Here is a 23,424-nt window from a genome sequence, read left to right on the forward strand (position 1 = left end):
AACTGCCAGAGGAGACACGGAGCACACCGATGACACACGAGCACGACACCGATTCACAAGAGGGCATCAGAGCGACGTTCGAAGAGTACGACGTCGGCGTAGATACAGTCGCCCACATCGGCGACCCCGAGAACCCCTCCGCCTGGATTCAGTCAACGGTCTTCGTCAACGTGCGGGAGTGAGTTCCGTGTCGGTTTTCGCTCGCTGTTGGTTCTGAGCGGTACTTTTTGCTGGAGTTTCGGCTCTGCTGTGTCAGAATCTCCTACTGCTCGCGGTTCCCTTCGGTCACCGCTGCGCGTCTGGCGGGCCGCTCCTTATGGTCGCGCCCCGCCCTACGTTTCGCGGCTTTGCCGCTCGACTGAAAGGCGGTCTTCGCTCCGCTCTGCTCGCGGGTCGTTCCTCCCCGCTCGCTACCTGGCGATTTTCGGTCGCGAAGCTCCCTCAAATCGCCCTACGTCCCGTGCTGCCAGGAATCCATATACTCGGCCTGAGCATCGGTCAGCGAATCGAAGTCGACGCCCTCAGCCTCCAGTTTAATCTCCGCAACTTCCTTATCCAGGCGATCCGGGACGGCGTGGACGCCGGCCTCGTACTCCTCCCCGCGCTCGACCAGTTCCCGGACGACAACGGCCTGGATGCCGAAGCTCTGGTCCATCACTTCGACCGGATGGCCCAGCGCAATCGGTGTCGCGAGGTTGACCAGGCGACCCTCGGCCAGCACGTTCAGGCGGCGACCGTCGGCCATCTCGTAGGTCCGGACGCCGTCGCGGGCCTCGTAGGTGTCGGCGGCGAGGTCTGACAGCGCGTCGAGGTCGACCTCCACGTCGAAGTGGCCGGCGTTGGCGAGCAGGACGCCGTCCTGCATCCGTTCGAAGTGCTCCTCGACGATGACGTCGCGGTTGCCGGTGGTCGTGATGAACACGTCGCCCTCGGCGGCGGCCTCGGCCATCGGCTGCACGTCGTAGCCCTCCATGTGCGCTTCGAGCGCGCGGCGGGGTTCGACCTCGGTGACGATCACGTCGGCGTTCTGACCGGCAGCCTTCTTCGCGACACCCTTGCCGCAATAACCGTAGCCGGCGACGACGACGGTCTTGCCGGCCCACGAGAGGTTCGTCGTCATCGCGATGGAGGCCAGCGAGGACTCGCCGGTGCCGTGGACGTTGTCGAACAGGCGCTTCATCGGCGTGTCGTTGACCGCGAACACGGGGTAGTCGAGTTCGCCGTCCTCGTCCATCGCGCGCAGGCGGTGGACGCCGGTGGTCGTCTCCTCCGCGCCGCCGACGATGGTGTCGATGAGTTCCGGGTAGTCCTCGTGAATGGCCGCGACGAGGTCCATCCCGTCGTCGACGGTGATCGTCGGCTTGTGGCCGATGACGGCCTCGATAGCCGCGTAGTACTCCTCGTCGTCGACGCCGCGCTCGGCGTAGGAGGTGACGCCGTCGACGGCGTCGAGTGCGGCGCTCACGTCGTCGTGGGTCGAGAGGGGATTACAGCCGGTGATTGCGACCTCCGCGCCGCCGGCGGCGAGAATCTCGGCCAGGACAGCAGTCTTGGCTTCGACGTGCATCGCCATGCCGATCCGCTCGCCGGCGAAGGGCTGGTCGGCTTCGAACTGCTCGCGGAGCGCGCCGCAGATGGGCATGTGCTGGACGGCCCAGTCCATCTTACGGCGGCCGGAATCGCGAGCCTCGTCGAGATCGTCAAGTCGCTCGGAAATAGGCGTCGTCATGTCACGACAGAGGAAGAGAGTTCCTAAAACGCTACCGAAGCCGTTCAGTTACCGCGCTCGTCCGGCGGGCCAGCGTCGTCCGGCGGCCCGCCATTGCCGCCGTTGTTGCCGTTGCCGCCGTCATCGTCGTCCTCGTCACTGTCGTCTTCCCCTTCGACATCCTCGGTTTCGTTCTCGTCGTACTCGGTTTCATTCTCCGCGTCGTCATCGCCGTCCTCGGGTGGCCCAGCGTTTTCGGGCGGGCCGCGACGCTTCTCGTCCGTTTCATTCCCGTCGTCATCCGTTTCGTTTTCATCAGCATCGCGGTCCGGACCGCGGTCCTCGGGCGGCCCGCGTCGGTCGTCCGTCTCGTTCTCGTCACCGAAGATGTCCGCCGGCGGACCCTGTCGCTCGCTGGGGTGGGTCTCGTTGTCGGACTCGTTCTCACCGGTGACGTGTGCGGGCGGGCCGGCGTGGTCGGGCGCGTTGCCGGGGTTGTTCGCCGTCACGAAGCCGGCGACGGCCGGGCCGATGCCGCCGGTCCGGTTCTCGTCGCCCAGCAGGTCGCTGACGTAGGCCGACACTTCGAGTCCGAAGGTGTCGAACTCGGTGAGGTTCTCCGAGGCGACGGTCAGATCGGCCGTCGTCGTCGCAGTATGATTGTCGGCCATCGCGGTCACGTCGACAGTGACGTTCTGTTCAGGCGCGGGCAGTCCGACCGTCCCGTCGTCGTCGGTCGTGTAGTTCCCGGTTCCGGCGTAGGAAGCGTTATCGGCCGTCTCCACGACGACAGAGGCGTTCCCGACGCCCGTCTCGTTCTGTGTGACCGATACCGTCGCGCTGCCGTCGTCGGCCTGCGAGACACCGACCGCGAGCGTGTTCCCCGCGTCGGTGTTGCCGGCCGAGTCCGCCGCGGCCGCCAGTCCCGGACCGACGGCCAGCAGCGTCAGTCCGACAGCGGCGTACAGTGCAAAGAGTTTGGTGCGCATCGTACCCGATACGTTCGCCGAGAGAGCGATAAACACCCCCTCCCGTTCAACTCGTTCACGTCGTTTGCGAATTCGACAACGCCACCTGAGAAAAGGTTATATCGTTTAAGACTTGTTCTCAGCGTTTATTCCAGCCGTCAGTTTCCGGCCCGCTCGATCAGCGCGGCCGCGTGCTCGTTCGCCCGCTCGCGGACGGGCTGCTCGTCGAACACTTCGACCGTGCGATCCCGCATGAGCACCTCGCCGTCACAGACCGTGTGGCACACGTCGCTCCCGTGGACGGCGTAGGCCAGGTGCGAGACGAGGTCGTGGGCCGGCGTCAGGTGGGGAGCGTCGAGGTCGATGACCGCCAGGTCGGCGTTCGCACCGGCCTCGATGCGGCCGCTGTCGAAGCCAAGCAGGGCCGCGCCGTTTGCGGTCGCCATCTCCACGACGGTGCCGGCGTCGACCGCGCTGGCGTCGTCGGCCGCCAGCTTGCCGAGCATCGCCGCGTCGCGCATCTCGTCGAACATGTCGAGGTCGTTGTTCGAGGCCGCGCCGTCCGTCCCAATACCGACGGTGACGCCAGCGTCGAGCAGGTCCTGGACGGGGGCCATCCCGCTGGCGAGTTTCATGTTCGAGGCCGGGCAGTGGGCGACGCCGGTGCCGGTCTCGGCCAGCAGGTCGATCTCGCTGTCGTCGACGTGGACGCCGTGGGCGACGTAGGTGTCGCCGTCCAGCAGGCCGACATCGTCCGCGTATGCGAGCGGGCGCTGTCCGTGTTCGTCGACGATGGGCGTCACCTCGTCGCGCGTCTCGTTGGCGTGCAGGTGGATCGAGAGATCATCCGAAAGAGCCTCTGGGACGAACTCACGGAGGTACTCCTCGCCGACCGTCGTCAAAGAGTGGGGCTGGAACGTCGTCCGAACGCGGCCGTCGGCCGCGCCGTCGAGTTTCCGAGCCACGTCGAGGCTTGCCTGGAGGTCCGCCCGCGCGCCCTCGTCGTCCTTGCCGACGGTGACCGCAGTGAAGCCAAGCACCGCCCGCATCCCGGCCTGGTCGACGGCCTCGGCGATCTCCTCGACCTCGAAGTACATGTCCGACAACGCCGTAGTCCCCGACCGGATCATCTCGACGAGTCCGAGTTCCGCCCCGGCCCGAATGTCCTCGGCGGTCAGTTCCGCCTCGACGGGCCAGACGTCCTCCTGCAGCCAGGCGCCGAGGGGCTTGTCGTCCGCGAGACCGCGCAGCAGCGTCATGGCGACGTGTGTGTGGGCGTTGACCAGCCCGGGGATGACGAGCCCGTCGCTGGCGTCGAGTTCGTCATCGCCGTCCAGTGCCCCCGGTTCGTCGACGGCCACGATGTCGCCGCTGTCCTGGGATACCAGTACGTCCGCCCGCTCGACGGACAGGTCCGGTCGGAGGACCTGCCCGCCGGTGACGAGAAGTTCGCTCATGGCGGTGACTTTGCAACCGCGGGTCTTAGTTCGCCGGGTCCAGAGCGGCGCTGTGGGGCGTGTTGGCATGCCTTCAGGTGGTTCGGTCACCGAAACGGTGCCTGTTCCGCAGGGGTCTTTCCGCTCCGGCGCGTCCGGGCGGCCAAGAGCATGGCGACGGCAGAGCGCATCCGACAGCGGGTCACCGCCTTGCGACACGGAAGCCCGGCCCGAATGTTGCTCGCCGTCGCCGCCGGCTGGTTCCTCGTCCTCGGGATGCGCTTCGTCGTCCCGGCTATTCTCCCGACGATACGCGAGGAGTTCGTCATCTCGAACGCCCAGGCCGGACTCGCGGTCACCGTCCTCTGGCTCACGTACGCGGCGATGCAGTTCCCCGCCGGCGTCCTCATCGACCGGATCGGTGAGCGGACGCTGCTGGTGGCCGCGGCGTTGCTGTCGGGCGTCGGGCTGTTCGGCTACTTTCTCGCGCCGGTGTTCTCGCTGTTTCTCGTCGCGACGGGCGCGTTCGGGCTCGGAACGGGGCTGTACGGCCCGACCCGCGGGACCGTCCTCTCGCGGACGTTCGACGCCCGCGAGGGGACCGCCTTCGGCGTCGTAATGGCCGCCGGCTCGCTCGGGGCGGCCGCCCTGCCCGCCGTCGCCGCGTTCGTCACGACCCGCTACGGGTGGCGGCTGGCGCTCGCCAGCGTCGCCCCGCTGTTCCTGCTGGTAGCCGTCGCGCTCTGGCTGTCGGTCTCGGACCGCCCGACCGTCGAGAGCGAACGGAGCCTCCGGCGGGACCTCCGGACGGTCGTCGCCGGCTTCCGCAACCGCCAGCTCGTGCTGTCGGTCTCCGGCGAGACGCTCATGCTGTTCGTCTTCCAGGCCGTGACGGCGTTTCTCACGACGTATCTGGTCACAGTCCGAGACTTCTCGCAGGGGACCGCCGGGGCGCTCCTCTCGGTGCTGTTCGTCGGCGGCGCGCTCTCACAGACTGTCACCGGGCGACTCGCAGACCGGTACGGGACGCCCGTTGTCCTGACCGGCGTCGCGCTGGTCAGCACCGTCCCGCTCGCGCTCGTTCCGTCCGTCGAGGGCCCGCTTCCGCTGGCCGTCGTCGCCGGCGCTATCGGGATTCGGATGAGTGCCGGCCCGCTGGCAAACGCCTACATCGTCGACACGCTGCCGGACGCCGCCGAGGGCACCGGCTGGGGCCTGCTCCGGACCACCTTCTTCGCGGTCAGTTCGCTCGGCTCGACGGCCGTGGGCCTGCTCGCCGACCGTGGCCTGTTCGCCCTCGCGTTTTATGGCCTTGCTGGGTTGACGCTCCTGGCCGCAGGCGTCTTCGTCACCCTCCCGCAGCGGGACCGGCTGTGACGGCTCTGCCCGCAAGCCCCCGATCCGAGGGGAAAGACAGTTGCCCCGCGGCCTACCAGTAGGCGTATGCGAATCGCCGTCCCCAACAAGGGCCGCCTGCATGAACCAAGCGAGGAACTGCTCGAACGGGCCGGCCTCCACCTGGTCGACGGGGCCGACCGCCAACTGCACGCCGATACCGTCGACCCGGACGTAACCGTCCTGTACGCCCGTGCCGCCGACATCCCCGAGTACGTCGCTGACGGGGCTGCCGACGTGGGCATCACCGGCCTCGACCAGGTCCGGGAGTCCGACGCCGACGACCTCGTCGAACTCCGCGATCTCGATTTCGGCCGGTGTCGCCTCGTCCTCGCCGCGCCCGAGGACAGCGATATCGAGACCGTCTACGACTTCGAAGGGGGCCGCATCGCCACGGAGTTCCCGACGATCACCCGCCGCTACTTCGACCGGGTCGACGTCGAGGTCGACGTGACCGAGGTGTCCGGCGCGACGGAACTGACTCCCCACGTCGACATCGCCGACGGCATCGTCGACATCACCTCGACCGGGACCACGCTCCGGATGAACCGCCTCGCCGTCGTCGACGACGTACTGGAAAGCTCCGTCCGCCTGTTCGCCCGCGCGGACACCGCCGATGACGAGAAGGTCCAGCAGGTCGACACCGCGCTCGGCTCCGTCCTCGCCGCCGAGGACAAACGCTACCTCATGATGAACGCCCCCGAGGACGCCCTCGACGACGTGAAAGACGTGCTTCCGGGGATGGGGGGCCCCACCGTGATGGACATCGCCGGCTCCGATCAGCTCGCCGTCCACGCCGTCGTCGAGGAGCGCGCCGTCTTCGAGACGATCAGCTCGCTCAAGGACGTGGGCGCGAGCGACATCCTCGTGACGGAGATCGAACGCCTGATCGAATAGTACCATTTTACGTCACCCCTCAGTTCACGCGCTCGCAGGCCACCGTATGCTCGCAGCTGGGGTACAGCCATGGCAGCGGTACCGCCGCTCCCGCACCGCTGCTGTTCTCCGACCAGTGGCCGCCTCGGTGTAACGGGCCGGCAGTAGGGCTATGTACCCGGTCGAGTCACAAAGATGCGAAAGTAGGGACGCTGAAAAGAGAAACCCACCGATAGAACTGTGGATTAGCTCGTATCTCCAGACATCTGTGGCCGCTCGACTCTGATACGGTCGTCCGCGCCGACCGTGACAATAGAGTCGCTGAACCGAAAGGAAACCGTATCGTGCTGGCGAGTATCGCGTTCGTTCTCCGGCCTGAACAGGTCGTTCAGCGCTTCGGGGTTGACAGTGCCGTACAGTGACGGGAGCGCTCGCGGCCGACTGTTCTCAACGGCGCTCACAGCATGGACGACCGCCTCGCTTACCGATTCACCGGGTCGAACCTCACGGGTAATCATACGTACTCTATAATTCAGTATATCTAATTGTTTTTGATTTTCACTTTCGCAGTGGTATTTATTATCCGGGTAAACCGGAGGACAGCAACTCAAGTAGCTTCTTCGCGGGACGATTACACTAGTCCAAAGATGTTGTTCAGCGCGAACCCGAGCACGGCGGCGAAGGCCAGATGCAGCGCCACGAGCGGGGCCGTCGAGCGGGTCGACAGCCGGTACGTGTAGCTGATCGCGATACCGTCGGCCAGCATCGTGAGGACGAGCACCACCAGCACGCCCAGGTCCGCCGAGACGATGCCGGACTCGACTCCCCAGCGCTGGAGCACCAGCGAGACGACCGCCGGCGCGATGGCGGCTTTCGCCGCGAGCTGGCTCGGGACATCACCGATGAAAAACGTCGCGGCCAGATGGAGCGTGAGGGCATAGAAGAGCCAGGTGACGAGAACGGTCACGAGAACGGCGAGGATACCGCCACCGGTCAGGCTGGAGAACCCGGACTGGAGCATACCCGAGGTTCGGCGGCCCCTCGCTTGTGCGTTTTGTTCCCGGGGCGGGACCGGCACGCTCATAGCCGCTCGCCCACACCGCTCGGGCGTGTACGTCCTCGAACTCGGCGGGCAGGACGACGCGTTCGCGCGGCGGGAAGCGGCAAGCGTCGCGAGCGCCGTCGACACCCTCGCGCCCGGACTGGCGACGGCACGGGGGGTCAGCGACCGCGTTCGCCACCTCGCGTTCACCCATCGGACCTGTGACCTGCTCGGAACCACCGACCCAGACATCGAGAGCGCCGCGGCGTTGCTGTCGGCCGCGACTATCGACCGCGAGGGGAGCGTCGCCGTGCGGGCGGTCGACGTGCGAGCGAGCACCGGCATCGACACACAGCAAGCCGAGCGGACGCTGGGCGGCGTGCTCACCGACCGCGGCTTCGCCGTCGACCTTGACGACCCCGACCACGTCCTCTACGTCTACCTCTCGGACCCCGCCGGCGACGAGGAGGGCGGGACGGGTGAGGCCTGCTGTGCGCTGGGTTGGCTCGCCGCCGAGAGCGTGCGGGACTTCGGCCAGAGACAACCGACGGACCGGCCGTTTTTCCAGCCCGGCAGCATGGACCCGCTCGAAGCCCGCGCGCTGGTCAATATCGCCGGAGCCGGCCCGGACGCCACGATACTGGACCCGATGTGTGGCACCGGCGGCCTCCTGCTGGAGGCGGGCCTGGTCGGGGCCGACGTGGTCGGCGGCGACGCACAGGAAAAGATGGTCGTCGGCACGCGCGAGAACCTGGCCTACGCACTCGACGGCAACGGCCATCCCGACAGGGACGCCTATCCCGAGCCGGGCAAGTGGGGAGTGTTCCGGTCCGATGCGTCCGCCCTCCCGGTGGCCGACGACGCCGTCGACGCCGCCGTCTTCGACGCCCCCTACGGCCGGCAGTCCCGTATCGAGGGCGAGTTGGCTCCGCTCGTTGCTGGCGCGCTCGGTGAAGCCGACCGCGTCGCACGACGGTGCGTCCTCGTCGCCGACCGCGACTGGCGCGAGGCCGCGACCGACGCGGGCTGGACGGTCACCGACCACTTCCGGCGACGGGTCCACCGTTCCCTTGTCAGGCACGTTCACGTGATGGAGTGAACGTATGTCCAATTTATCTGGACAATCGTTGTAATTTACCGTGGTATGAGCAAGGTTTATGCCATGTGGAATGCCAGTCACTGTCAAGTATGCCAACGTGGTCAGACCCCGCCCCCTGTGACGACGACGAACAGCTGTTCGAGTGTCCCGAATGTGGCAAACGCCTCTGTAGTGAACTCTCCACAGTGAGCTGTGACCGCTGTGAGACGGACATGCAGAACCTCAGCGTGCCGCGGCCGGAGTAGCGGCTGTCGCGTTTTCCGGTTACTCGGACACGAGCCTGAGCGCTCGCTCGGCGTCGCCGTCCATCCGCTCCAGGAGCGACCGCGCGCGTTCGCGGGCCGTGTCGTCGCAGTCGACCAGCACCATCCCCTCGTCTGGCTGGCCATACACCACGCTGGCACCGGCCGGTGCAGCGAGCACTGCGGGGAGTGTGGCGAGATCCTCTTCGCCCTCGACGTCAAGCAATGTCGTCCCGTCGCTGTCGAGACTATCTCGGAGCGCGTCCAGCAGTGCGGCGGTGAGCGTGGCAGCCGGGTTGTCGACAGAGAGCGTCCGGTCGAAGCCGTCGATGGCCGCCGACACGTCCGCGTCGACGGCTGAACGCTTGGTTCGCTCGTCGACCAGCGCGAGGTCCGGCACGCGACCGGCCTCAATGAGGTGGTACGTGACCATATCGCCGACGGCGATGATCGGGTCGCCGGCGTCAGCGAGCAGCGCCGCTGTATCGGTATAAATCGCTCCGAGCGGCTCTTTCAGCTCGTGCCGAAGGTCACTCGGGAGTTCGAGAACGACGTCGGACACGTTAGCGGACTTTCAGCGCGTACTTGCCCGGGTCTGTCACTTCCATCTCCTTGGCGATGTCGGAGCGCTCCGGATGGGCGATGACGACGTAGCCGGCCCAGTCCTCGGTCAGTGCGGTGCCGCCACAGGCCTCACACTGGCTTTCGATCTCCGCGCCCTGGACGCGGTGACAGTCGCGGCAGACGAGTCGGTCCGCCATCAGCTATCACCGGCTTCCGCCGCACTTTCGCGGCGCTCGCGCTCCTCCTGGAGCCAGCCGTGCTTGCCCAGGCCGACCTGTTTCGCCGTCAGGCCGATCTTGGAGTCCCGCGGGTTGCGCTCGTCGATGCTCTTGGTGACGATGCGCGCCCGGACGGCGTCGCCGACGGTGAGCGTCCGGTTGGACTCCCGGGAGGCGAGCTGCTGGTTCTCCTCGTCGTAGGCCAGATACTCGTCGGAGATCTGGGAGACGTGGAGCAGGCCGTCGACCGGCCCGATGCCGATGAAGGCCCCGAAGTTGACGACCTCGACGACCTCGCCGTCGACCACTTCCTGCATCTGTGGGTCGAACGTGAGCGCGTCGAACTCGGCCTCGTAGTAGACGCCGGGCTTGTTCGGCAGCACGGCGCCGGTGCCGATGTCGTGGACCTCGATGACGGAGACGACGCTGCCGACGTCCTCGTCCATTCGACCTTCGAGCTTCTCTTGCAGGAGCCGTTTGACCAGCCCCGGACTGACCTCCGCCAGAAAGCGTGGCGGGACTTCGACCGTATCGCGTAGGCGTACCCGTTTATACATGTGTTATGGTTGAGTGATACCCAGTTTGTTCCGGCCCCTTAAACTAATTACTGGAACGCCCGCGTCCAGCAGGCGTCGTTTGAGGGGGGTGTCGTTCGTGACCGCGTGTGTCGCATCGGCTGCCTGTGCCAGTTCGAGGACGGCGTCGTCCGCGTAGTCCGCCGTCGTCTCCCGGACCGTACAGCGGTCGAGCAGGTCCTGCCCGACCGAGGCGGCGGTCGCTTCCGCGCCGGCCCCGTCGGCCAGTTTCGCCAGTTCGTCGCGGACGGCGGCGGGCGCGACGTAGTCCGTCGCGTCCGGCAGGAGCCTGTCGAGTTCCTCGAACAGCCGCACGTTGCATTCGACCGGCATCATCAGCGCGTTCGTATCCAGCACGATCATCACCGCAGCGTGCCGACGCCGATGAGCCGCCACCGAGCGCCGACACGGCGGTTGATGGCGATCTTCGAGCCCGACGCCGCACAGACCGGGCGCTTGAGCGCGACTTCGCATTCGTCGTCACGCGCGCTCGTGACCGAGCCGACCGTGGTGGCGGTGCCGATAGTCAGCATCAGCGGTTCGCCGGTCGAGATCTCGTCGACCTCGCCGCCGTCGTCGCCGACGATGCGTTCGAGCAGGTCCACGTCCATCGTGAACGTCTCGTGGACCGGCGGGAGGCTGCCGGGCGGACCGGCGACCTGGCCGGCGAGCGCGTCGCCTTTCGTTATCGACGGGTCGAGCCCGGTACCGACGCCGAGCAGGCCACCCGGCGTGACCGTGTCCACGAAGTCGCCGCCGGACTGCAGCGAGCGGACCGTCGTCGTCACGGGCTGCCACTCCGTCTGCCCGCCTTCCTCGACCTCGCGGCCGGGGCGGAGTTCGATCTCGTCGTCGACTTCCAGTTGCCCGCCCACGAGCGACCCGCCGAGCACGCCGCCCATCAGGTCCTCCCAGGTCGTCCCCGGGCGGTTGATGTCGAACGACCGTGCGACCATCATGCGGGCGTCCTCGTCGGGATCCCGTTCCGGCGTCGGGATCTCGGACTGGATCGCCTCGATGAGCAGGTCGATGTTGGCCTCCTGGCCCGCGCTGATCGGGACGATTGGTGCGCCTTCGGCGACGGTGCCCTCGACGAACTCCTGGATCTGCTCGTAGTTCTGCATCGCCCGGTCCTCGTCGACGAGGTCGACCTTGTTCTGGGCGATGACGATGTTGTCGATGCCGATGATGTCGAGCGCGCTCAGGTGCTCCTCGGTCTGGGCCTGCGGGACAGGCTCAGTGGCCGAGATGACGAGGACGGCCCCGTCCATGATAGCCGCGCCGGACAGCATCGTCGCCATCAGCGTCTCGTGGCCGGGCGCGTCCACGAACGACACCGTCCGGAGGTGGTCGGTGTCGACGTCGTGGTCGTCGCAGTGCTCGTCGACGGTAAAGGCCTCCGGCTCCTCGGCCTCCGGGCAGCGACGGAAGGTCGCGTCGGCGTAGCCGAGTCGGATAGAGATACCGCGCTTCATCTCCTCGGAGTGCTGGTCGGTCCATTCGCCGGACAGCGCCTGTACGAGCGTCGTCTTTCCGTGGTCGACGTGCCCGACGAGTCCGATGTTCACCTCCGGTTGTTTGTTCGATGTCATTTCGAGAGTAATCTTGGTGGAGTTTCGCCGCGTGCAACTGATAAACCTACTGTTTGCGCCCCGCCGAACCCGGTTCAGTCGCCGATCTGGTCCCTGCTGGCGGCGTACCTCGGCCACCTGTGGAGCTCTCGCTGACTCCGGCACTCGCGCTATCGGTGCTGGCCCGCCGCCTCGTCGGCGCGCGGGAGCCGGGCGCGGGGCTTTTGCCCGTCCCGGCCCTGCCTTCGGTCGTGCGGGAGTTCGACTTCGAACTGGCACTGTGTGCCCACCTCGAACGCGAGGGCCGCCTGGTGAGCCGCCAGCTCGGCGGGGCCGTCCACGGCCGGCGGGTGCTCGACACCGTCGTCGTCGAGCCGGGACCGGAGTTCGAGGAGCGGGCGGCCATCACCGCCGAGCGGCTCCCGACGGCCGCCATCGAGAGCGACGTCGGTCCGGGTCGGGCGCGGTACTGGAAAGCGGCCTTCGACTGCCACCCGGACCGCGCCGAGCGAGCCGTCGAACTGGCGGTCGAGCGGGGCTTCTTCGAGCGCGAGCGCCGCGGCGGTCGGACGTACGTTCGCCAGACGGCGCGGTACCCCGACTGGTTCGACGGCATTCTGGCTATCGAGAACAAGCCCGACCTCGGCCGGCCCGGCGATCTGGAATCACAGTTGCGGACCGACGTGTCGCTGGCGCTCGCTGACCGCGTCGTGCTGGCGACGGCCTCCTACGTCACCGGCGCACACCTCAACCGAATCCCCGACGAAGTCGGCGTCTGGCGGTTCGACGCCGACAGCGGAACGATAGACGTTCGACGGGAGCCGACGCCGTTACCGACCGACGACGCGGGCATCGAACTGATCGAGACACAGCCGATGCGGACCGATGTCAGAGCGGTCAGCGCCGGGGAGAAGGCCCGGGCCCGCCGGGCGCTGGCCGAGCGGGCCTACGGGAAGGGGTGGCGGAGCTTCGACTACCCCGCGTGTGCCCGCTGTTCGCCCGACAGCGACGGTATCCCGTACTGTCAGTGGAAGGGCCGCGCCGTCCGCGAAAGCGACGAGTGCAACCCTGACTGCGGGGGCTACGAGGCTGCCGACCCGCCGGCCGTCGACGGCGAGGCGCTCCGTGCCGAGCGGACGCCGTGGCGGGCGGATCCCGACGGCCGCAGGCGTCGGCAGTCGGGGCTGGATCGGTTCGGATAGCCGCGAGAAGCGTCCGCGCTACTGGTCGTCGTCCGCCGAGGGCGCGTCATCCGGTGGGACGCCGCCGTCGCCGGCCGTCGGCCGGCCGTGCTGTTCGTAGTTGTCTTCGGTCACCGCCGGTGCCTCGGTGGCGACCTGGGCCGCGTGTTTCGTTCTGGCCTGATAATTCGCCGCGGCCGCGATCCCGATGCAGGCCACCAGTCCGACGACGAGCACCCAGTCGATGCCGCCCGCGACGACCTGCTGTATGGCGACTGCAAGGACGCCGCCGGCCAGCGACAGCCCCCCGATCTCCGCGATACCGCGCCTGTCCATACGGAACCGTTACTCGCCATGGCCTATAAGGTACGGCCTGTTTCACGGAGCTGAATCCGGTCTCAGAGCGTGAACCGCTCGCCGTCGAGTCCGATGTCGTCGGCGAAGGCCCTGTCCGCGGGGACGTAGTGCGCGGTGTGGACGATGCGGTAGTCGTCGGCGTCGATGTCGGCGGCGAAGTCCCGCGCGCCGGGCAGGGTCATGTGTTTCGTGCCGAAGGTCCGCGGGACGCCGTCTTCGTCGTGGTGTGCGCCGCCTTTCGGGTGGTATTCGCAGGCCTCCGGATGGACGATGCCCTCGACGAGCGCGAGGTCGGCCCCGGTCAGCACGGACTTCGAGCGTTCGGGCACGTCGTAGCAGGTGTCCCCGGAGATCGACAGCACCGCACCGGTCTGTGGTTCCTCGATGCGCAGGCCGTAGCACAAAAGCGGCGGGTGGGTGACCGGGACAAGCGTCACCTCGAAACCAGCGACGGTGAACGACTCGAACGGCGTCTGTGCGTGGACCGACACCGTGTCGAGATAGTCATAGCGGCTCCGGACGCCCTCGGCGACGCTCTCGCCGGTCACCGGGTCCGTCTCGTTTGCGGCGTGGACCGGCAGTTCGTCGAACAGGCGATAGGCGTTGCCGAGGCCGTCGAGGTGGTCGAAGTGGACGTGCGTGACGATGGCCGCGTCCGGCAGCGGGACCCCTTCGCGGAGGAACTGGTGGCGGAAATCCGGACTCAGGTCGATGAGTAGCGACGCCCCGGTTTCGTCGTTCGCCACGGCGACGGAGAAGCGCGACCGCTCGACGCCCCCATCCGGGTCGATGCCGCGTTCGCGGACGCGGGTCCGGAGTTCCTCGTCAGGGTCGCGCGCCCGCTCGCAGGTGTCACAGTCGCACTGGACCGTCGGCGTCCCCGTCGTGTCGCCGGTTCCGAGCAGCGTGACCTCCATTACCGTCCCCTCGGAGGGCGACTCGCCTAAGCCCCTCGCTTTCGTTACTGGGTGTCGGCGAGGTCCGACGGGTCGACGCCCTGTCGCTCCAGCGTCGCCGCCAGCAGGGACTGGGCACGCTCGTCGGACAGGTCGTCGAACAGGCAGTCGAGGAAGCCTTCGAGTAACGCCGGCCGGATGCGCAGGTCGACGTACTCGACCTGCTTCTCGGCGATAACCACGTCGACGTCCCACTCGCCTTCGTCGGGGTCAGTCATGCGAACGTCGACCCACGCCTCGGCGGGGTCGTCAGTCTCGGTGAACACGTCGTCGTCAGCCATGGCTACAGGGAATGATTCCTGCACTGATAAGTAAACCGCTCATACCCACACCAGAACCGGCGCTCGAATGGATGATCCGCCGCTCAGTGGTCGTGATCGTGGTCGTGGTCGCTGCCGCCGTCACCGGAGAAGCCGCCGCTCCCGGCGACCAGCGCGTCAGCGTCGCCGTCCATCATGTCCATGTTCTTGAGGTTGTCTCGCTCCTCGAAGTCGATGATGGCGTCTTCGAGGTCCTGCTGGGTCAGCGTGGTCCGCTCCTCGGTGAGCGCGTTGAGGACGGCCTCACGAAGCACGAGCCGGAGGTCGCTCCCGGTCAGCCCCTCGGTTAGCTCCGCCAGCGTCTCCGGATCGAAGTCGTCGATCTCCATCTGCTGGGTGACGATGCGGAGGATGTCCGCGCGCATCCCGTGGTCCGGCTTCGGGAAGTTGACGATCTCGTCGAAGCGCCGCCAGGCGGCGGCGTCGAGCTGGTCGGGGTGGTTCGTCGCGCCGATGAGCAACACCTCGTCTTGGATGAGCGAAATCTCGTCGATGCTCTTGAGCAGGGTGTTGACGGCGCGCTTGATGGCGGCATGCTCGTCGGAGGAGCGGGTCTTGGCGACGAAGTCGAACTCGTCCATGAAGAGGATACACGGCGAGAGCCGCTTTGCGACCTCGAACACCTTCTCGACGTTCTTGGCCGTCTCGCCGAGGTACTGGCTGGTGATCATCGACAGCTTCACCTCGACGAAGGGCAGGTCGAGGTCGTGGGCCAGCGCGCGGGCGACGCTCGTCTTGCCGGTCCCCGGCGGGCCGACAAAGAGCAGTTTCCCGATCTCTCGCAGGCCGATGCGGGCGAGGTAGTCGCGGTGTTCGATGGCCTTGACGATTTTCTGGATCTCGTCTTCCTGGTCGGTGGTCAACACCAGGTCGGCCAGCGTCATCTCCACCTCTTCGGGGGCGCGCACATCGACCAGGTCCAGCATCTCCTCGTCGTCCTCGTCGTCGGTGTCGAACGCCTCCTCCAGTTTGGCGTCGATGAACGCGCGGTCGGCCCGCGAGGGGCGATTCTGCTCGCGGGCGCGCTCGTAATCAGCGCCCTCGACCTGCTCCTCGTAGGCTTTCGCCAGGACCGGGTTGTCTTCGAGGGCCGCGGCGTCGACCCGTTCGAGGAACCACTCCTCGGCGAGGTCGCGGTCGGTCAGGGAGATGCTCCCCGAGAAGTCGTCGCGGTCGGTGAACATCAGGCCGGAGATGGCCGCCCAGGGGCGCTCGACGCCGGTGGCCTCGCTCGCAGTCGTGTTGGTGACCGACAGGGGCCGCTCGATCTCGCCGTCGCTCCAGAACACGGAGCGATAGGAGGCCGGCAGGTCGTCCGGCTCCAGGTCCCGCCGCTCGCTGTAGATAGTGGCCGTCAGCAGAAACTCAACGACATCCAGTTCCGGATTGCTCATTCCCACTGATGTTACCACGCAATCGGTATAAGTCACTCGAAGCCCCGATGACCGACACCAAGGTAATATACCTACTCTGTGAAGCAGATTTGTGGCAACTGATAACGCATTACTATCGGTGTACCGAAGTCGAATCGGGGAGCCGACCACCGACGACGAAGCCTACGGCTACTGGCTGTTCGTCGTCGGTATCATCCTCGGTATCGTCGGGCTCCTGCTGTTTTACCTGACAGCGTCCCGCAGCACGCCCCGACAGTTCGGCTACCTGCTGGGAGCCATCGGGCTCATACTGCTGTTTGCTGGCCCGACGATTCGGTTGCCCCTGACGCGCCGAGGCCTGATACTTACCTACCTCGGTGCCGTGGTGGGGCTGGTGGCGATGGTGTGGTTCACGATGTTCTACCCCTCGAACTGGACCGGCCCCGAGGGGAACCCGGCGGTGACGCTGTACATCGCTGGTCTCGGCCTGATGGCGGTCGGAGCGGTCGTCTCGCCGCTGTTGACCGGCCGAAAGGAAGCCTACGACGAGGCCGTGCGGACGGCACAGGAGGCCACCGAACTGGCCGAGCAATCCACACAGGACGCCGACCGGGCGTCACGAGAAGCACAGCAGCAGTCCCAGGCTGCCGAGCAGGCGACTCGCGAGCGGGATACGCTGGCCGAAGAACTTGCGACCAGCGAGGCCGTCCGCGAGGAGATGGAAACGGTCACGGCGGCCACCGAGGCGGAACTCGCTGCGGCGCAGGCCACCATCGCGGCTGCGATGGACAGCAAGGCGACGTTTGAACTGTACGAAGACGCTGGGGGCAAGTACCGCTGGCGGCTCCGCCACCGAAACTCGAACGTCATCGCCGACAGCGCACAGGGGTACTCCTCGCGCCAGAAGGCGATGCAGGGACTTCGCAGCGTCCAGTCCAACGCCGCCGGCGGGGCCGTCGTCTTCTTCGAGGACGCCACCGAGAACGACACCGCCGAGGACGTGCCAGTCGTGCCGGCCCCGGAAAGCGACGCCGCGTTCGAACTGTTCGAGGATTCGGCCGGGGAGTTCCGCTGGCGTTTGCGCCACGACAACGGCAACATCCTCGCCGACTCCGGCGAGGGGTACGCCTCGAAGTCGAACGTCCGCCGGGCGCTGGAGAGCGTCCGTGCGTACGTCCCCGGCGCGGCCTACCTCAAGATCGACCCCGTGGCGTACGAGGTGTACGCCGACGCTGCCGGCCAGTTCCGCTGGCGCTTGCTCCACCGCAACGGCAACATCCTCGCCGACTCCGGCGAGGGGTACAGTTCCCGGTCCAACGCCCGGCGCGCGGCCCGTCGAGTCAGCGAACTCGCGCCCGATTCCGAGGTCGACGACGGCTTCGAGGTGTACGAGGACGCGGGCGAGGAGTGGCGCTGGCGGCTGCGCGCGGCCAACGGCGAACTCGTCGCCGACAGCGGCGAGGGGTACGCGAACCGGTCGAAAGCGATGGACGCCGTCGAGCGGGTCCAGTCCTACGCCGCCGACGCTGACTTGCTGGCTATCGGGAGCGCGGCGTTCGAAGTGTACGAGGACGCGGGCGAGGAGTGGCGCTGGCGACTCCGCCACCGCAACGGTGAGATCATCGCTGACTCCGGCGAGGGGTATGCCGAGCGCAACAAGGCCATCGCCGCCATCGAGCGGATCAAGCGCCACGCGCCCGGCGCGCCGGACGAAGAGTAGCCCCGACTGATACGGATTATTGTAGATTATTTCCGACCCCGGGTCAGCGGGTGCCGGTAAATCGCTACAACAATCCGTATGAGAGCCCCAACCGAGCAATTCTCCGTCGCGAAGAATAGCCGAATTAATTAAACAGGTTTCGGCTGAAGTTATACACATATGACAATAGACGCGCTCGAAGCGGCCGGACTCACGCGCATGGACGACAGCGACATCGCGGCGTTTCTGTCGAACCAGCGGGTCGGCGTGCTGGGACTGCCGACCGAGAACGGACCGTACATGATCCCCCTGTCGTTCGGGTACGATGGTGACCGCTCGCTGTATTTCACCTTCATCGGTGGGTCGGCGAGTCGCAAGCAACAGTTGACCGAGGCGGCAGCGAGCGTGGCCGTCCTCGTGTACAAAGTCGAATCGATGTTCCACTGGGAGAGTGTCCTGCTGCAGGGCGGTATCGAGGCCGTCCCCGAGACCGAATGGGACGACCTCGCGGACGTGCTCGATACGGCGTGGCGGCCGGAGATGTTCGCGGACGCCATCGAGGACGGCGACATCGAAGTCTACCGGTTCCACATCGACGAGAAGGAAGGGCTCAGACATGCCGGCCTGCCGCCGGGGTTCGAACCGGAGTGAGTCCGCCGCTCGACGACAGCGGGAAGCGGTCGGGCGGCCGACAACGGTTCCCCCGCTGTGTAGAGTTTGTGAGGTTTTAACACAGGTCGAGACGTTCCGTTTCCCATGCCCACACCTGTCATTGTAGATGCGGTCAGAACGCCCCAGGGAAAGGAGGACGGCGCGCTCGCCGGCGTCCGAAGCGAAGACCTCTCCGTGCCGCTGGTCAATCAGTTGCTCGCGTCGACCGGCATCGAGGCCGACGACGTCGACGACCTGCTGTGGGGCTGTGCCCAACAGCGCGGGGAGCAGGGCAACAACATGGCTCGCGTCATCGCGCTGTTGTCGGATCTCGGCGAGAGCGTCCCCGCGTCGACGATCAACCGCTGGTGTGCGTCCTCCGCAGAAGCACTGATGCGCGCGGCGGACGCCATCGCGGCCGGCCAGCGTGACGTGCTCATCGCCGGCGGCGTGGAGTCGATGTCCCGCGTGCAGATGGACGAAAACACCCACAACGTCCACCCGGGGCTGGCCGAACAGTACAACATCGGCGAGCTCCAGATGGGGATGACCGCCGAAAAGGTCGCCGACGAGATGGACGTTGCCCGGCAGGAACAGGACGAGTACGCGCTCCGGAGCCACCAGCGCGCCGCCGACGCAACGGAATCGGGTCGCTTCGACGACGAGATCGTCCCCATCAGTACCGAGGACGGACAGCTTGCGGAAGACGAGGGGATCCGCCCGGACACCACGCTCGAAAAACTGTCCGAGCTACCGACAGTGTTCAAATCCGACGGCACGGTCACGCCCGGTAACGCCTCGCAGGTCTCCGATGGTGCAGCGGGGCTGATGGTCACCTCCCGCGAGTTCGCCGAGAACCGCGGGCTCGACGTGCTGGCGGAGATCGGCTCCCACGAAGTCGCCGGCGTCGATCCGACTGTGATGGGGATCGGCCCGGTCCCCGCCGTCCGCAAACTCACCGAGCGCACCGACCGTGAGACGGACGACTACGACCTCGTGGAACTCAACGAGGCCTTCGCCTCCCAGTGTCTGTACTGCCAGCGCGAGCTGGGCTTCGACGACGACATCTACAACGTCAACGGCGGCGCGATCGCCATCGGCCACCCGCTCGGGGCCTCCGGGGCGCGCCTCCCGGTGACGCTCGTCCACGAGATGAACCGCCGCGACGCGGAGTTGGGACTGGCGACCGAGTGTGTCGGCTTCGGGCAGGGCGCGGCCATCGAGTTCCGACTGCCCTGACCGCGATATCGCGTTTCTGCGGAACTATCACACTGCGAGCAGCGTGCGGGCAGTGCGACAACAAGAAAAAGAGCTAATCGGCAGCTACATCGCCGGCCGTCATCGTCTCGGCGGGACTCGTCAACGAGTGGATATAGTCGTCGAGGTCGAGTGCGAAGGTGGCGTCGGTCGGGAGGTCGACCCACGAGAACTCGAACTCCGCGCCGCGTTCCTCGCCCGTTCCAGTGACGGTGTGGACCCAGTGATCCCGGGACTCGTGAACGGGGAGGTGGTAGAACGACCGCACGTACCGCTTCGGGGGCGACTGGCGGCGCGTCCAGACGTCGGTGGCGATGTGTTGCAGGCGCTCGAAGGAGGCCAGCCCGCTCTCCTCGACGGCCTCCCGCTGGACGGCGACCCGCGGTTTCTCGCCCGGTTCAACGGTTCCCTTCGGTATCTGTAGCCCGTCGTGGCCCGGCCCGTCGAACACCAGGAGTTCCGACCCGTTCCTGGTGATGTAGGCGCAGGCTTTCTTGACGTACGTCGCCCGCTGTGGTTGCATGCCATCCGGTACCTACGACAGACATATAGTAGTACCCACATATCTGCCTAAAATCATATTAGGTCATCGGGGGTGGGACGCTGCCGGTCGGGCGCGGCACTCGACCGGCCGGGACGTGTCAGCAAGAACGGTCAATTATCTCTACTAAACCAGTATATAGCTCACATAGCAGCGTTTTCCAGCGGGTTTTCGCTTGAGTACACTGATGGGAACTAAAATAGCGGAGCACGCTGGTGACGTCGCAGACAGGACGGGGACGTATCTCACCGCGGTCGAGGACTGCCTCGTGGTGCTGCCACAGGCGCTCGGGGTGTACGGCGACACACAGGCCTTCGCGGACGCGACCGCTGAACTCGGGCGGCAGGAATCGATCTGTGATGACTACCGGCGGCGGCTCTGCGGAGCCGTCGGCCGAGCACGGCCGGAGTTCACCGCGCTGTACCTCCGCGGGGCAGAGCTCACGGAACTGTTCACGATGGTGGACGCGGTCCCGGACGCCGCGGAGACGTTCGTTCGCGACCTCGATGCGATGTCGCCGACGCTGACCGAGCCGACAGTGGAGCGGTTAGAGAACATCGCCGCGCTGGCGTGTGAGGCCAACGCGCTCCTGACGGAGGCTATCGAAGCGTACGTCCGGGCGCTCGTGACTGACGATTCCCCGCCGGCGATTGCCGATGCCGTCGACCGAATCACGGAACTAGAGTCACAGTGTGACCAGTACCGGGACGAAATCGTCGCGCGGGCGTTCGAGGAGCGGTCGACGGCCGACGCCCTCGTCGTTCGTGAACTCGTCCGGTCGCTGGACGCGGTCCCGGACGCGATCGAGGACGCCGCCGACCAGCTTGTGTTTTGTCGAGCGGACATGTAGGCCCGCCATCGAGCCACCGCGACGAGCGACCACACCGCGCCCGTTTCCGGCCGTTGTCGGGGGCTTATGGGACTCGGTTCCCTGGGGATAGCCATGAGTCTCCAATCGATGTTCAACGCCATCCCGTTCGTCGAGCAGTTAGGGATGGAGATCACGGCCGTCGAGGACGGCTATGCGGCGGGCGAACTTCCCTTGGAGGACAGCCACTCCTCGAACCCCGAATCGATGATCGTACACGGCGGCGTCACGTACTCGCTCGTCGACACCGTCGGCGGGGCGGCCGTCGTCTCGCAATCGGGCACCGTCTCGCCGACGGTCGACATGCGGATCGATTACCTCGCGCCGGCAACCACCGATTTACGGGCCGAGGCGGAGGTGGTCCGGAACGGCGGGAGCGTTTCGGTCGTCGATGCCGAAGTGTACGACACCGACGGCCATCACATCGCAAGCGCTCGTGGAACGTACAAAACCGACGGCGAGCGCGGCGAGTCGCCGTGGTCGAAAGGCGTCGACGAATCGGACGTCGAACAGCTTACCGGCGACGACTAGTCGCCGCCGACCATCTTCATCCCGTCGCGTACGGACTCCCGACGACCCAGGAGCGTCAGCATATCCCCGTCCTGAAGAACGTAGTCGGCCATCGGCACCTCCGCGTTCTCGTGGCCCTCGCCGCTGACGAGCGCGACCAGACACGCCTCGGGGAGCATCGGCCCGACCTCGCTGATCGGCTTGCCGATGAGTTCCGGGTTCTGGACTTCGACCTCCTGGACGTCGCCACTGCGACCGATATCGGTCATCCAGTGGGCGATAGCCGGGCGCTCGATCTGGTTGTCGATGGCCCAGGCCGTCGCCATGGCCGAGGAGATGGTCCGGACGCCAAGGTCCTCGAACGCCTCGACGTTGTCCGGGTTGTTCGCGCGGGCGATGACCCGTTCGACGCCGAACTTCGAACTCGCTAGCTGTGACACCAGCAGATTCGCGTCGTCGTCGCCGGTCGCCGCGACGACGGTCTTGGCGTTGTCCGCACCGGCCGACCGCAACATGTCGGTGTCGGTGCCGTCACCGATTTCGACGGCGTACCCCTCGTTGCGGGCTCGTTCGATGCTCTCTTCGTCCTGTTCGATGATGACGACGTTCTCGCCCCGGTCTTCGAGGCGTGCGGCGAGCGCTCGGCCCACCTGTCCGCCGCCGACGATAATGACTCGCATTGGTATCACATCCAGTTTTTCCGCGATGTATCGCGCCAGTCCGCCCTCGAACAGGGCGGTCGCAAAGATAACCAGAAAGACGGTTCCCAGCAGAATATCAGCCTGCGTTCCCAGCAGTTCGGCCTGTGCCCCGCCGACCTCCTCGGCTGCGGCGTTCAGTTCGACGGCAAACAGCGTGGCGACGGACGCCGGAATAATCCCGCGCGGTCCGACGAAGCTGACGAACAGTTTCTCGTTGGTAGTGAACCGATCACCGACGGCCGAAACGAACACCAGCAGCGGTCGGATGAGCAGCGCGACCGCGAGGACGACGATGATGCCCGACAGTCCGACATCGATGAGCGACGCGAGCTCCAGCTGGGCCGCCAGCGCGATGAACACGAACGACAGCACCAGCAGCGTGATGTCGCCTTTGAACTCCTCGATGTCCTCCTCGTAGGGATGGTCGACGTTACCCAGCGCCATCCCCGCCGTCGCGGCGGCGGCGACGCCGGCTTCGGTCGCTATCGTGTTCGCGCCAGCGTAGGCGATGAGCGCTCCGGCGAGCACGAGTAGTCGGGAGTTCCGCGGTGCGTCGCCGGGCGAGAGGTCGACGTACTGGAGGAGGTAGTACACTACGCCAGCGACGAGGAGACCAACGAGTAGCCCCGTCCCCAGTCGAAGCGCGAACGACCGCAACAACCCCTCGCTCGACGCCGCAGGGTTGACCGTCTCGAAGATGACGACGGCGATGATGGCCGCGGTCACGTCGTTGACGATACCCTCCGTCTCCAGTGCGGCGGCGACGCGGTCCCGAACCGGAACGACGTTGAGAATCGGCGTGATGACCGTCGGTCCGGTTGCGACCAGCAGTGCCCCGATCAGGAACGCGAGGTTCCAGGAGACGGCCGCGGAGTTGAACGCGAACTTGACGGCGATGGCAGTGCCCACGAGCGCGATAGCCGCACCGACGGTCACGAGCCGGAACGTCGCGGCCGGGGCCTCCCGCAAACGGTCGAACCGGAGGTGGTAGGCCCCCTCGAAGACGATGATTGCGACCGCCAGGCCGACAATTGCCGACAGCGCCCCGCCGAAGGTCCCGTCACCGATGATGCCCAGTCCGGGCTGGCCGATGATGACACCGACCAGCAAGTAGAAGATGATACTGGGCACGCGCAGGCGCGCTGCGAGGACCTGTGCAAGGACGCCAAGTCCGATGATGCCAGCGACGAGCGGAATCAGTATTCCCGAACTACCAGCCACAGTTGGCCTCCATCTGTCCAGCCTAACGCATCGCCTTCGTAAAAACGCACTCACTGTCGCCTGCAATCGCTCGTCCACGGTCGGTCGCTACCCGG

27 protein-coding genes are annotated in these 23,424 nt (G+C 66.5%); 11 read left to right on the forward strand and 16 right to left on the reverse strand.

Going from position 1 to position 23,424, the window contains the following annotated elements; genetic code table 11:
- Positions 1-29 precede the first annotated feature (29 nt).
- Positions 30-182: a hypothetical protein gene (locus tag ACY9XZ_RS05655; RefSeq protein WP_463456087.1), complete on the forward strand. Its 153-nt coding sequence runs from the start codon at positions 30-32 to the stop codon at positions 180-182.
- Positions 183-451: 269 nt separating this feature from the next.
- Here the strand turns inward: ACY9XZ_RS05655 and ACY9XZ_RS05660 are convergent, their stop codons facing one another.
- The 3 genes from ACY9XZ_RS05660 to ACY9XZ_RS05670 all read right to left on the reverse strand — a co-directional run bounded on the left by ACY9XZ_RS05660 (position 452) and on the right by ACY9XZ_RS05670 (position 4,133).
- Positions 452-1,729, reverse strand: coding sequence for an adenosylhomocysteinase (locus ACY9XZ_RS05660; RefSeq protein ID WP_463456088.1), 1,278 nt, complete (start codon positions 1,727-1,729; stop codon positions 452-454).
- Positions 1,730-1,773: 44 nt separating this feature from the next.
- Complete coding sequence (locus ACY9XZ_RS05665; RefSeq protein ID WP_463456089.1) at positions 1,774-2,697, reverse strand: hypothetical protein; 924 nt, start codon at positions 2,695-2,697, stop codon at positions 1,774-1,776.
- A gap of 137 nt (positions 2,698-2,834) precedes the next feature.
- Positions 2,835-4,133, reverse strand: coding sequence for an amidohydrolase (locus ACY9XZ_RS05670; protein ID WP_463456090.1), 1,299 nt, complete (start codon positions 4,131-4,133; stop codon positions 2,835-2,837).
- Between the two features lie 213 nt (positions 4,134-4,346).
- Between ACY9XZ_RS05670 and ACY9XZ_RS05675 the strand changes: the two genes are divergently transcribed.
- Positions 4,347-5,489 carry an MFS transporter gene (locus ACY9XZ_RS05675; RefSeq protein WP_463456827.1) on the forward strand — a complete coding sequence of 381 codons (1,143 nt, stop codon included), beginning with the start codon at positions 4,347-4,349 and terminating at the stop codon, positions 5,487-5,489.
- 66 nt (positions 5,490-5,555) lie between these two features.
- Positions 5,556-6,404: an ATP phosphoribosyltransferase gene (gene hisG, locus ACY9XZ_RS05680; RefSeq protein WP_463456091.1), complete on the forward strand. Its 849-nt coding sequence runs from the start codon at positions 5,556-5,558 to the stop codon at positions 6,402-6,404.
- Positions 6,405-6,628: 224 nt separating this feature from the next.
- Here hisG and ACY9XZ_RS05685 read toward each other — a convergent pair whose 3' ends face one another.
- Both ACY9XZ_RS05685 and ACY9XZ_RS05690 read right to left on the reverse strand, forming a co-directional pair.
- Positions 6,629-6,901, reverse strand: a complete 273-nt coding sequence (locus ACY9XZ_RS05685) for a HalOD1 output domain-containing protein (RefSeq protein WP_463456092.1) — start codon at positions 6,899-6,901, stop codon at positions 6,629-6,631.
- A gap of 113 nt (positions 6,902-7,014) precedes the next feature.
- The gene (locus tag ACY9XZ_RS05690) at positions 7,015-7,404 is read right to left on the reverse strand and encodes a DUF7473 family protein (RefSeq protein WP_463456093.1); all 390 of its coding nucleotides are present in this window, start codon (positions 7,402-7,404) and stop codon (positions 7,015-7,017) included.
- An 88-nt stretch (positions 7,405-7,492) separates the two neighbouring features.
- On the opposite strand from ACY9XZ_RS05690, the gene ACY9XZ_RS05695 reads away from it, so the two are divergent.
- Entirely contained in the window at positions 7,493-8,524 is a 1,032-nt protein-coding gene (locus ACY9XZ_RS05695) for a TIGR01177 family methyltransferase (RefSeq protein WP_463456094.1), read from the forward strand.
- A gap of 89 nt (positions 8,525-8,613) precedes the next feature.
- Positions 8,614-8,769: a rubrerythrin-like domain-containing protein gene (locus ACY9XZ_RS05700; RefSeq protein ID WP_463456095.1), complete on the forward strand. Its 156-nt coding sequence runs from the start codon at positions 8,614-8,616 to the stop codon at positions 8,767-8,769.
- Positions 8,770-8,788: 19 nt separating this feature from the next.
- Here ACY9XZ_RS05700 and ACY9XZ_RS05705 read toward each other — a convergent pair whose 3' ends face one another.
- Genes ACY9XZ_RS05705 through ACY9XZ_RS05725 form a run of 5 tightly spaced genes read right to left on the reverse strand, consistent with a single transcriptional unit; the run spans position 8,789 to position 11,715 of the window.
- Positions 8,789-9,328 (reverse strand): GTP-dependent dephospho-CoA kinase family protein, encoded by a 540-nt coding sequence (locus ACY9XZ_RS05705; RefSeq protein ID WP_463456096.1) that lies wholly within the window; start codon positions 9,326-9,328, stop codon positions 8,789-8,791.
- A 1-nt stretch (position 9,329) separates the two neighbouring features.
- Positions 9,330-9,527, reverse strand: a complete 198-nt coding sequence (gene spt4 / locus ACY9XZ_RS05710) for a transcription elongation factor subunit Spt4 (RefSeq protein ID WP_463456097.1) — start codon at positions 9,525-9,527, stop codon at positions 9,330-9,332.
- Positions 9,527-10,105 carry a DNA-directed RNA polymerase gene (locus tag ACY9XZ_RS05715; protein ID WP_463456098.1) on the reverse strand — a complete coding sequence of 193 codons (579 nt, stop codon included), beginning with the start codon at positions 10,103-10,105 and terminating at the stop codon, positions 9,527-9,529. Before ACY9XZ_RS05715 ends, spt4 begins: the two co-directional genes overlap by 1 nt.
- 3 nt (positions 10,106-10,108) lie before the next feature.
- Positions 10,109-10,486: a twitching motility protein PilT gene (locus ACY9XZ_RS05720; RefSeq protein ID WP_463456099.1), complete on the reverse strand. Its 378-nt coding sequence runs from the start codon at positions 10,484-10,486 to the stop codon at positions 10,109-10,111.
- On the reverse strand, positions 10,486-11,715 hold the full coding sequence (locus ACY9XZ_RS05725) for a translation initiation factor IF-2 subunit gamma (protein WP_463456100.1): 1,230 nt from the start codon (positions 11,713-11,715) through the stop codon (positions 10,486-10,488). The genes ACY9XZ_RS05720 and ACY9XZ_RS05725 overlap by 1 nt, the downstream gene beginning before the upstream one ends.
- A 230-nt stretch (positions 11,716-11,945) precedes the next feature.
- On the opposite strand from ACY9XZ_RS05725, the gene ACY9XZ_RS05730 reads away from it, so the two are divergent.
- Complete coding sequence (locus ACY9XZ_RS05730; protein ID WP_463456828.1) at positions 11,946-12,896, forward strand: DUF5787 family protein; 951 nt, start codon at positions 11,946-11,948, stop codon at positions 12,894-12,896.
- A gap of 18 nt (positions 12,897-12,914) precedes the next feature.
- Here ACY9XZ_RS05730 and ACY9XZ_RS05735 read toward each other — a convergent pair whose 3' ends face one another.
- The 4 genes from ACY9XZ_RS05735 to ACY9XZ_RS05750 form a co-directional block, all read right to left on the reverse strand.
- On the reverse strand, positions 12,915-13,211 hold the full coding sequence (locus tag ACY9XZ_RS05735) for a hypothetical protein (protein ID WP_463456101.1): 297 nt from the start codon (positions 13,209-13,211) through the stop codon (positions 12,915-12,917).
- A gap of 62 nt (positions 13,212-13,273) precedes the next feature.
- The gene (locus tag ACY9XZ_RS05740) at positions 13,274-14,149 is read right to left on the reverse strand and encodes an MBL fold metallo-hydrolase (RefSeq protein WP_463456102.1); all 876 of its coding nucleotides are present in this window, start codon (positions 14,147-14,149) and stop codon (positions 13,274-13,276) included.
- Between the two features lie 44 nt (positions 14,150-14,193).
- Positions 14,194-14,469: a hypothetical protein gene (locus tag ACY9XZ_RS05745; RefSeq protein WP_463456103.1), complete on the reverse strand. Its 276-nt coding sequence runs from the start codon at positions 14,467-14,469 to the stop codon at positions 14,194-14,196.
- An 83-nt stretch (positions 14,470-14,552) separates the two neighbouring features.
- Entirely contained in the window at positions 14,553-15,902 is a 1,350-nt protein-coding gene (locus ACY9XZ_RS05750) for an ATP-binding protein (RefSeq protein WP_463456104.1), read from the reverse strand.
- Between the two features lie 118 nt (positions 15,903-16,020).
- On the opposite strand from ACY9XZ_RS05750, the gene ACY9XZ_RS05755 reads away from it, so the two are divergent.
- The 3 genes from ACY9XZ_RS05755 (at position 16,021) to ACY9XZ_RS05765 (ending at position 19,470) form a co-directional block, all read left to right on the forward strand.
- Positions 16,021-17,601, forward strand: coding sequence for a YegP family protein (locus ACY9XZ_RS05755; RefSeq protein ID WP_463456105.1), 1,581 nt, complete (start codon positions 16,021-16,023; stop codon positions 17,599-17,601).
- Between the two features lie 159 nt (positions 17,602-17,760).
- Positions 17,761-18,231, forward strand: coding sequence for a pyridoxamine 5'-phosphate oxidase family protein (locus ACY9XZ_RS05760; protein ID WP_463456106.1), 471 nt, complete (start codon positions 17,761-17,763; stop codon positions 18,229-18,231).
- Positions 18,232-18,336: 105 nt separating this feature from the next.
- A complete protein-coding gene (locus ACY9XZ_RS05765; RefSeq protein WP_463456107.1) occupies positions 18,337-19,470 on the forward strand; it encodes a thiolase family protein in 1,134 nt (377 codons plus the stop codon).
- A 73-nt stretch (positions 19,471-19,543) separates the two neighbouring features.
- Here the strand turns inward: ACY9XZ_RS05765 and ACY9XZ_RS05770 are convergent, their stop codons facing one another.
- Entirely contained in the window at positions 19,544-20,011 is a 468-nt protein-coding gene (locus ACY9XZ_RS05770) for an NUDIX hydrolase (RefSeq protein WP_463456108.1), read from the reverse strand.
- 205 nt (positions 20,012-20,216) lie between these two features.
- Here ACY9XZ_RS05770 and ACY9XZ_RS05775 point away from each other — a divergent pair, with 205 nt between their 5' ends.
- Positions 20,217-20,879 (forward strand): DUF47 family protein, encoded by a 663-nt coding sequence (locus tag ACY9XZ_RS05775; RefSeq protein WP_463456109.1) that lies wholly within the window; start codon positions 20,217-20,219, stop codon positions 20,877-20,879.
- Positions 20,880-20,972: 93 nt separating this feature from the next.
- Positions 20,973-21,428, forward strand: a complete 456-nt coding sequence (locus ACY9XZ_RS05780; RefSeq protein WP_463456110.1) for a PaaI family thioesterase — start codon at positions 20,973-20,975, stop codon at positions 21,426-21,428.
- Here the strand turns inward: ACY9XZ_RS05780 and ACY9XZ_RS05785 are convergent.
- A complete protein-coding gene (locus ACY9XZ_RS05785) occupies positions 21,425-23,329 on the reverse strand; it encodes a cation:proton antiporter domain-containing protein (RefSeq protein WP_463456111.1) in 1,905 nt (634 codons plus the stop codon). The two genes, ACY9XZ_RS05780 and ACY9XZ_RS05785, sit on opposite strands and share 4 nt — an antisense overlap.
- Between the last annotated feature and the right edge of the window lie 95 nt (positions 23,330-23,424).

It is taken from the genome of Haloarcula sp. HT12 (assembly GCF_055271655.1).

Bases quoted from the DNA above. Each gene is read 5' to 3' on its own strand.
- ACY9XZ_RS05725 (WP_463456100.1), bottom strand. From the start codon at position 11,715: ATGACATCGAACAAACAACCGGAGGTGAACATCGGACTCGTCGGGCAC.
- ACY9XZ_RS05750 (WP_463456104.1), bottom strand. From the start codon at position 15,902: ATGAGCAATCCGGAACTGGATGTCGTTGAGTTTCTGCTGACGGCCACT.
- ACY9XZ_RS05660 (WP_463456088.1), bottom strand. From the start codon at position 1,729: ATGACGACGCCTATTTCCGAGCGACTTGACGATCTCGACGAGGCTCGC.
- ACY9XZ_RS05690 (WP_463456093.1), bottom strand. From the start codon at position 7,404: ATGCTCCAGTCCGGGTTCTCCAGCCTGACCGGTGGCGGTATCCTCGCC.
- hisG (WP_463456091.1), top strand. From the start codon at position 5,556: ATGCGAATCGCCGTCCCCAACAAGGGCCGCCTGCATGAACCAAGCGAG.
- ACY9XZ_RS05700 (WP_463456095.1), top strand. From the start codon at position 8,614: ATGCCAACGTGGTCAGACCCCGCCCCCTGTGACGACGACGAACAGCTG.
- ACY9XZ_RS05670 (WP_463456090.1), bottom strand. From the start codon at position 4,133: ATGAGCGAACTTCTCGTCACCGGCGGGCAGGTCCTCCGACCGGACCTG.
- ACY9XZ_RS05770 (WP_463456108.1), bottom strand. From the start codon at position 20,011: ATGCAACCACAGCGGGCGACGTACGTCAAGAAAGCCTGCGCCTACATC.
- ACY9XZ_RS05685 (WP_463456092.1), bottom strand. From the start codon at position 6,901: ATGATTACCCGTGAGGTTCGACCCGGTGAATCGGTAAGCGAGGCGGTC.
- ACY9XZ_RS05675 (WP_463456827.1), top strand. From the start codon at position 4,347: ATGTTGCTCGCCGTCGCCGCCGGCTGGTTCCTCGTCCTCGGGATGCGC.
- ACY9XZ_RS05760 (WP_463456106.1), top strand. From the start codon at position 17,761: ATGACAATAGACGCGCTCGAAGCGGCCGGACTCACGCGCATGGACGAC.
- ACY9XZ_RS05765 (WP_463456107.1), top strand. From the start codon at position 18,337: ATGCCCACACCTGTCATTGTAGATGCGGTCAGAACGCCCCAGGGAAAG.
- ACY9XZ_RS05740 (WP_463456102.1), bottom strand. From the start codon at position 14,149: ATGGAGGTCACGCTGCTCGGAACCGGCGACACGACGGGGACGCCGACG.
- ACY9XZ_RS05655 (WP_463456087.1), top strand. From the start codon at position 30: ATGACACACGAGCACGACACCGATTCACAAGAGGGCATCAGAGCGACG.
- ACY9XZ_RS05775 (WP_463456109.1), top strand. From the start codon at position 20,217: ATGGGAACTAAAATAGCGGAGCACGCTGGTGACGTCGCAGACAGGACG.
- ACY9XZ_RS05715 (WP_463456098.1), bottom strand. From the start codon at position 10,105: ATGTATAAACGGGTACGCCTACGCGATACGGTCGAAGTCCCGCCACGC.
- spt4 (WP_463456097.1), bottom strand. From the start codon at position 9,527: ATGGCGGACCGACTCGTCTGCCGCGACTGTCACCGCGTCCAGGGCGCG.
- ACY9XZ_RS05735 (WP_463456101.1), bottom strand. From the start codon at position 13,211: ATGGACAGGCGCGGTATCGCGGAGATCGGGGGGCTGTCGCTGGCCGGC.
- ACY9XZ_RS05720 (WP_463456099.1), bottom strand. From the start codon at position 10,486: ATGATCGTGCTGGATACGAACGCGCTGATGATGCCGGTCGAATGCAAC.
- ACY9XZ_RS05665 (WP_463456089.1), bottom strand. From the start codon at position 2,697: ATGCGCACCAAACTCTTTGCACTGTACGCCGCTGTCGGACTGACGCTG.
- ACY9XZ_RS05780 (WP_463456110.1), top strand. From the start codon at position 20,973: ATGAGTCTCCAATCGATGTTCAACGCCATCCCGTTCGTCGAGCAGTTA.
- ACY9XZ_RS05745 (WP_463456103.1), bottom strand. From the start codon at position 14,469: ATGGCTGACGACGACGTGTTCACCGAGACTGACGACCCCGCCGAGGCG.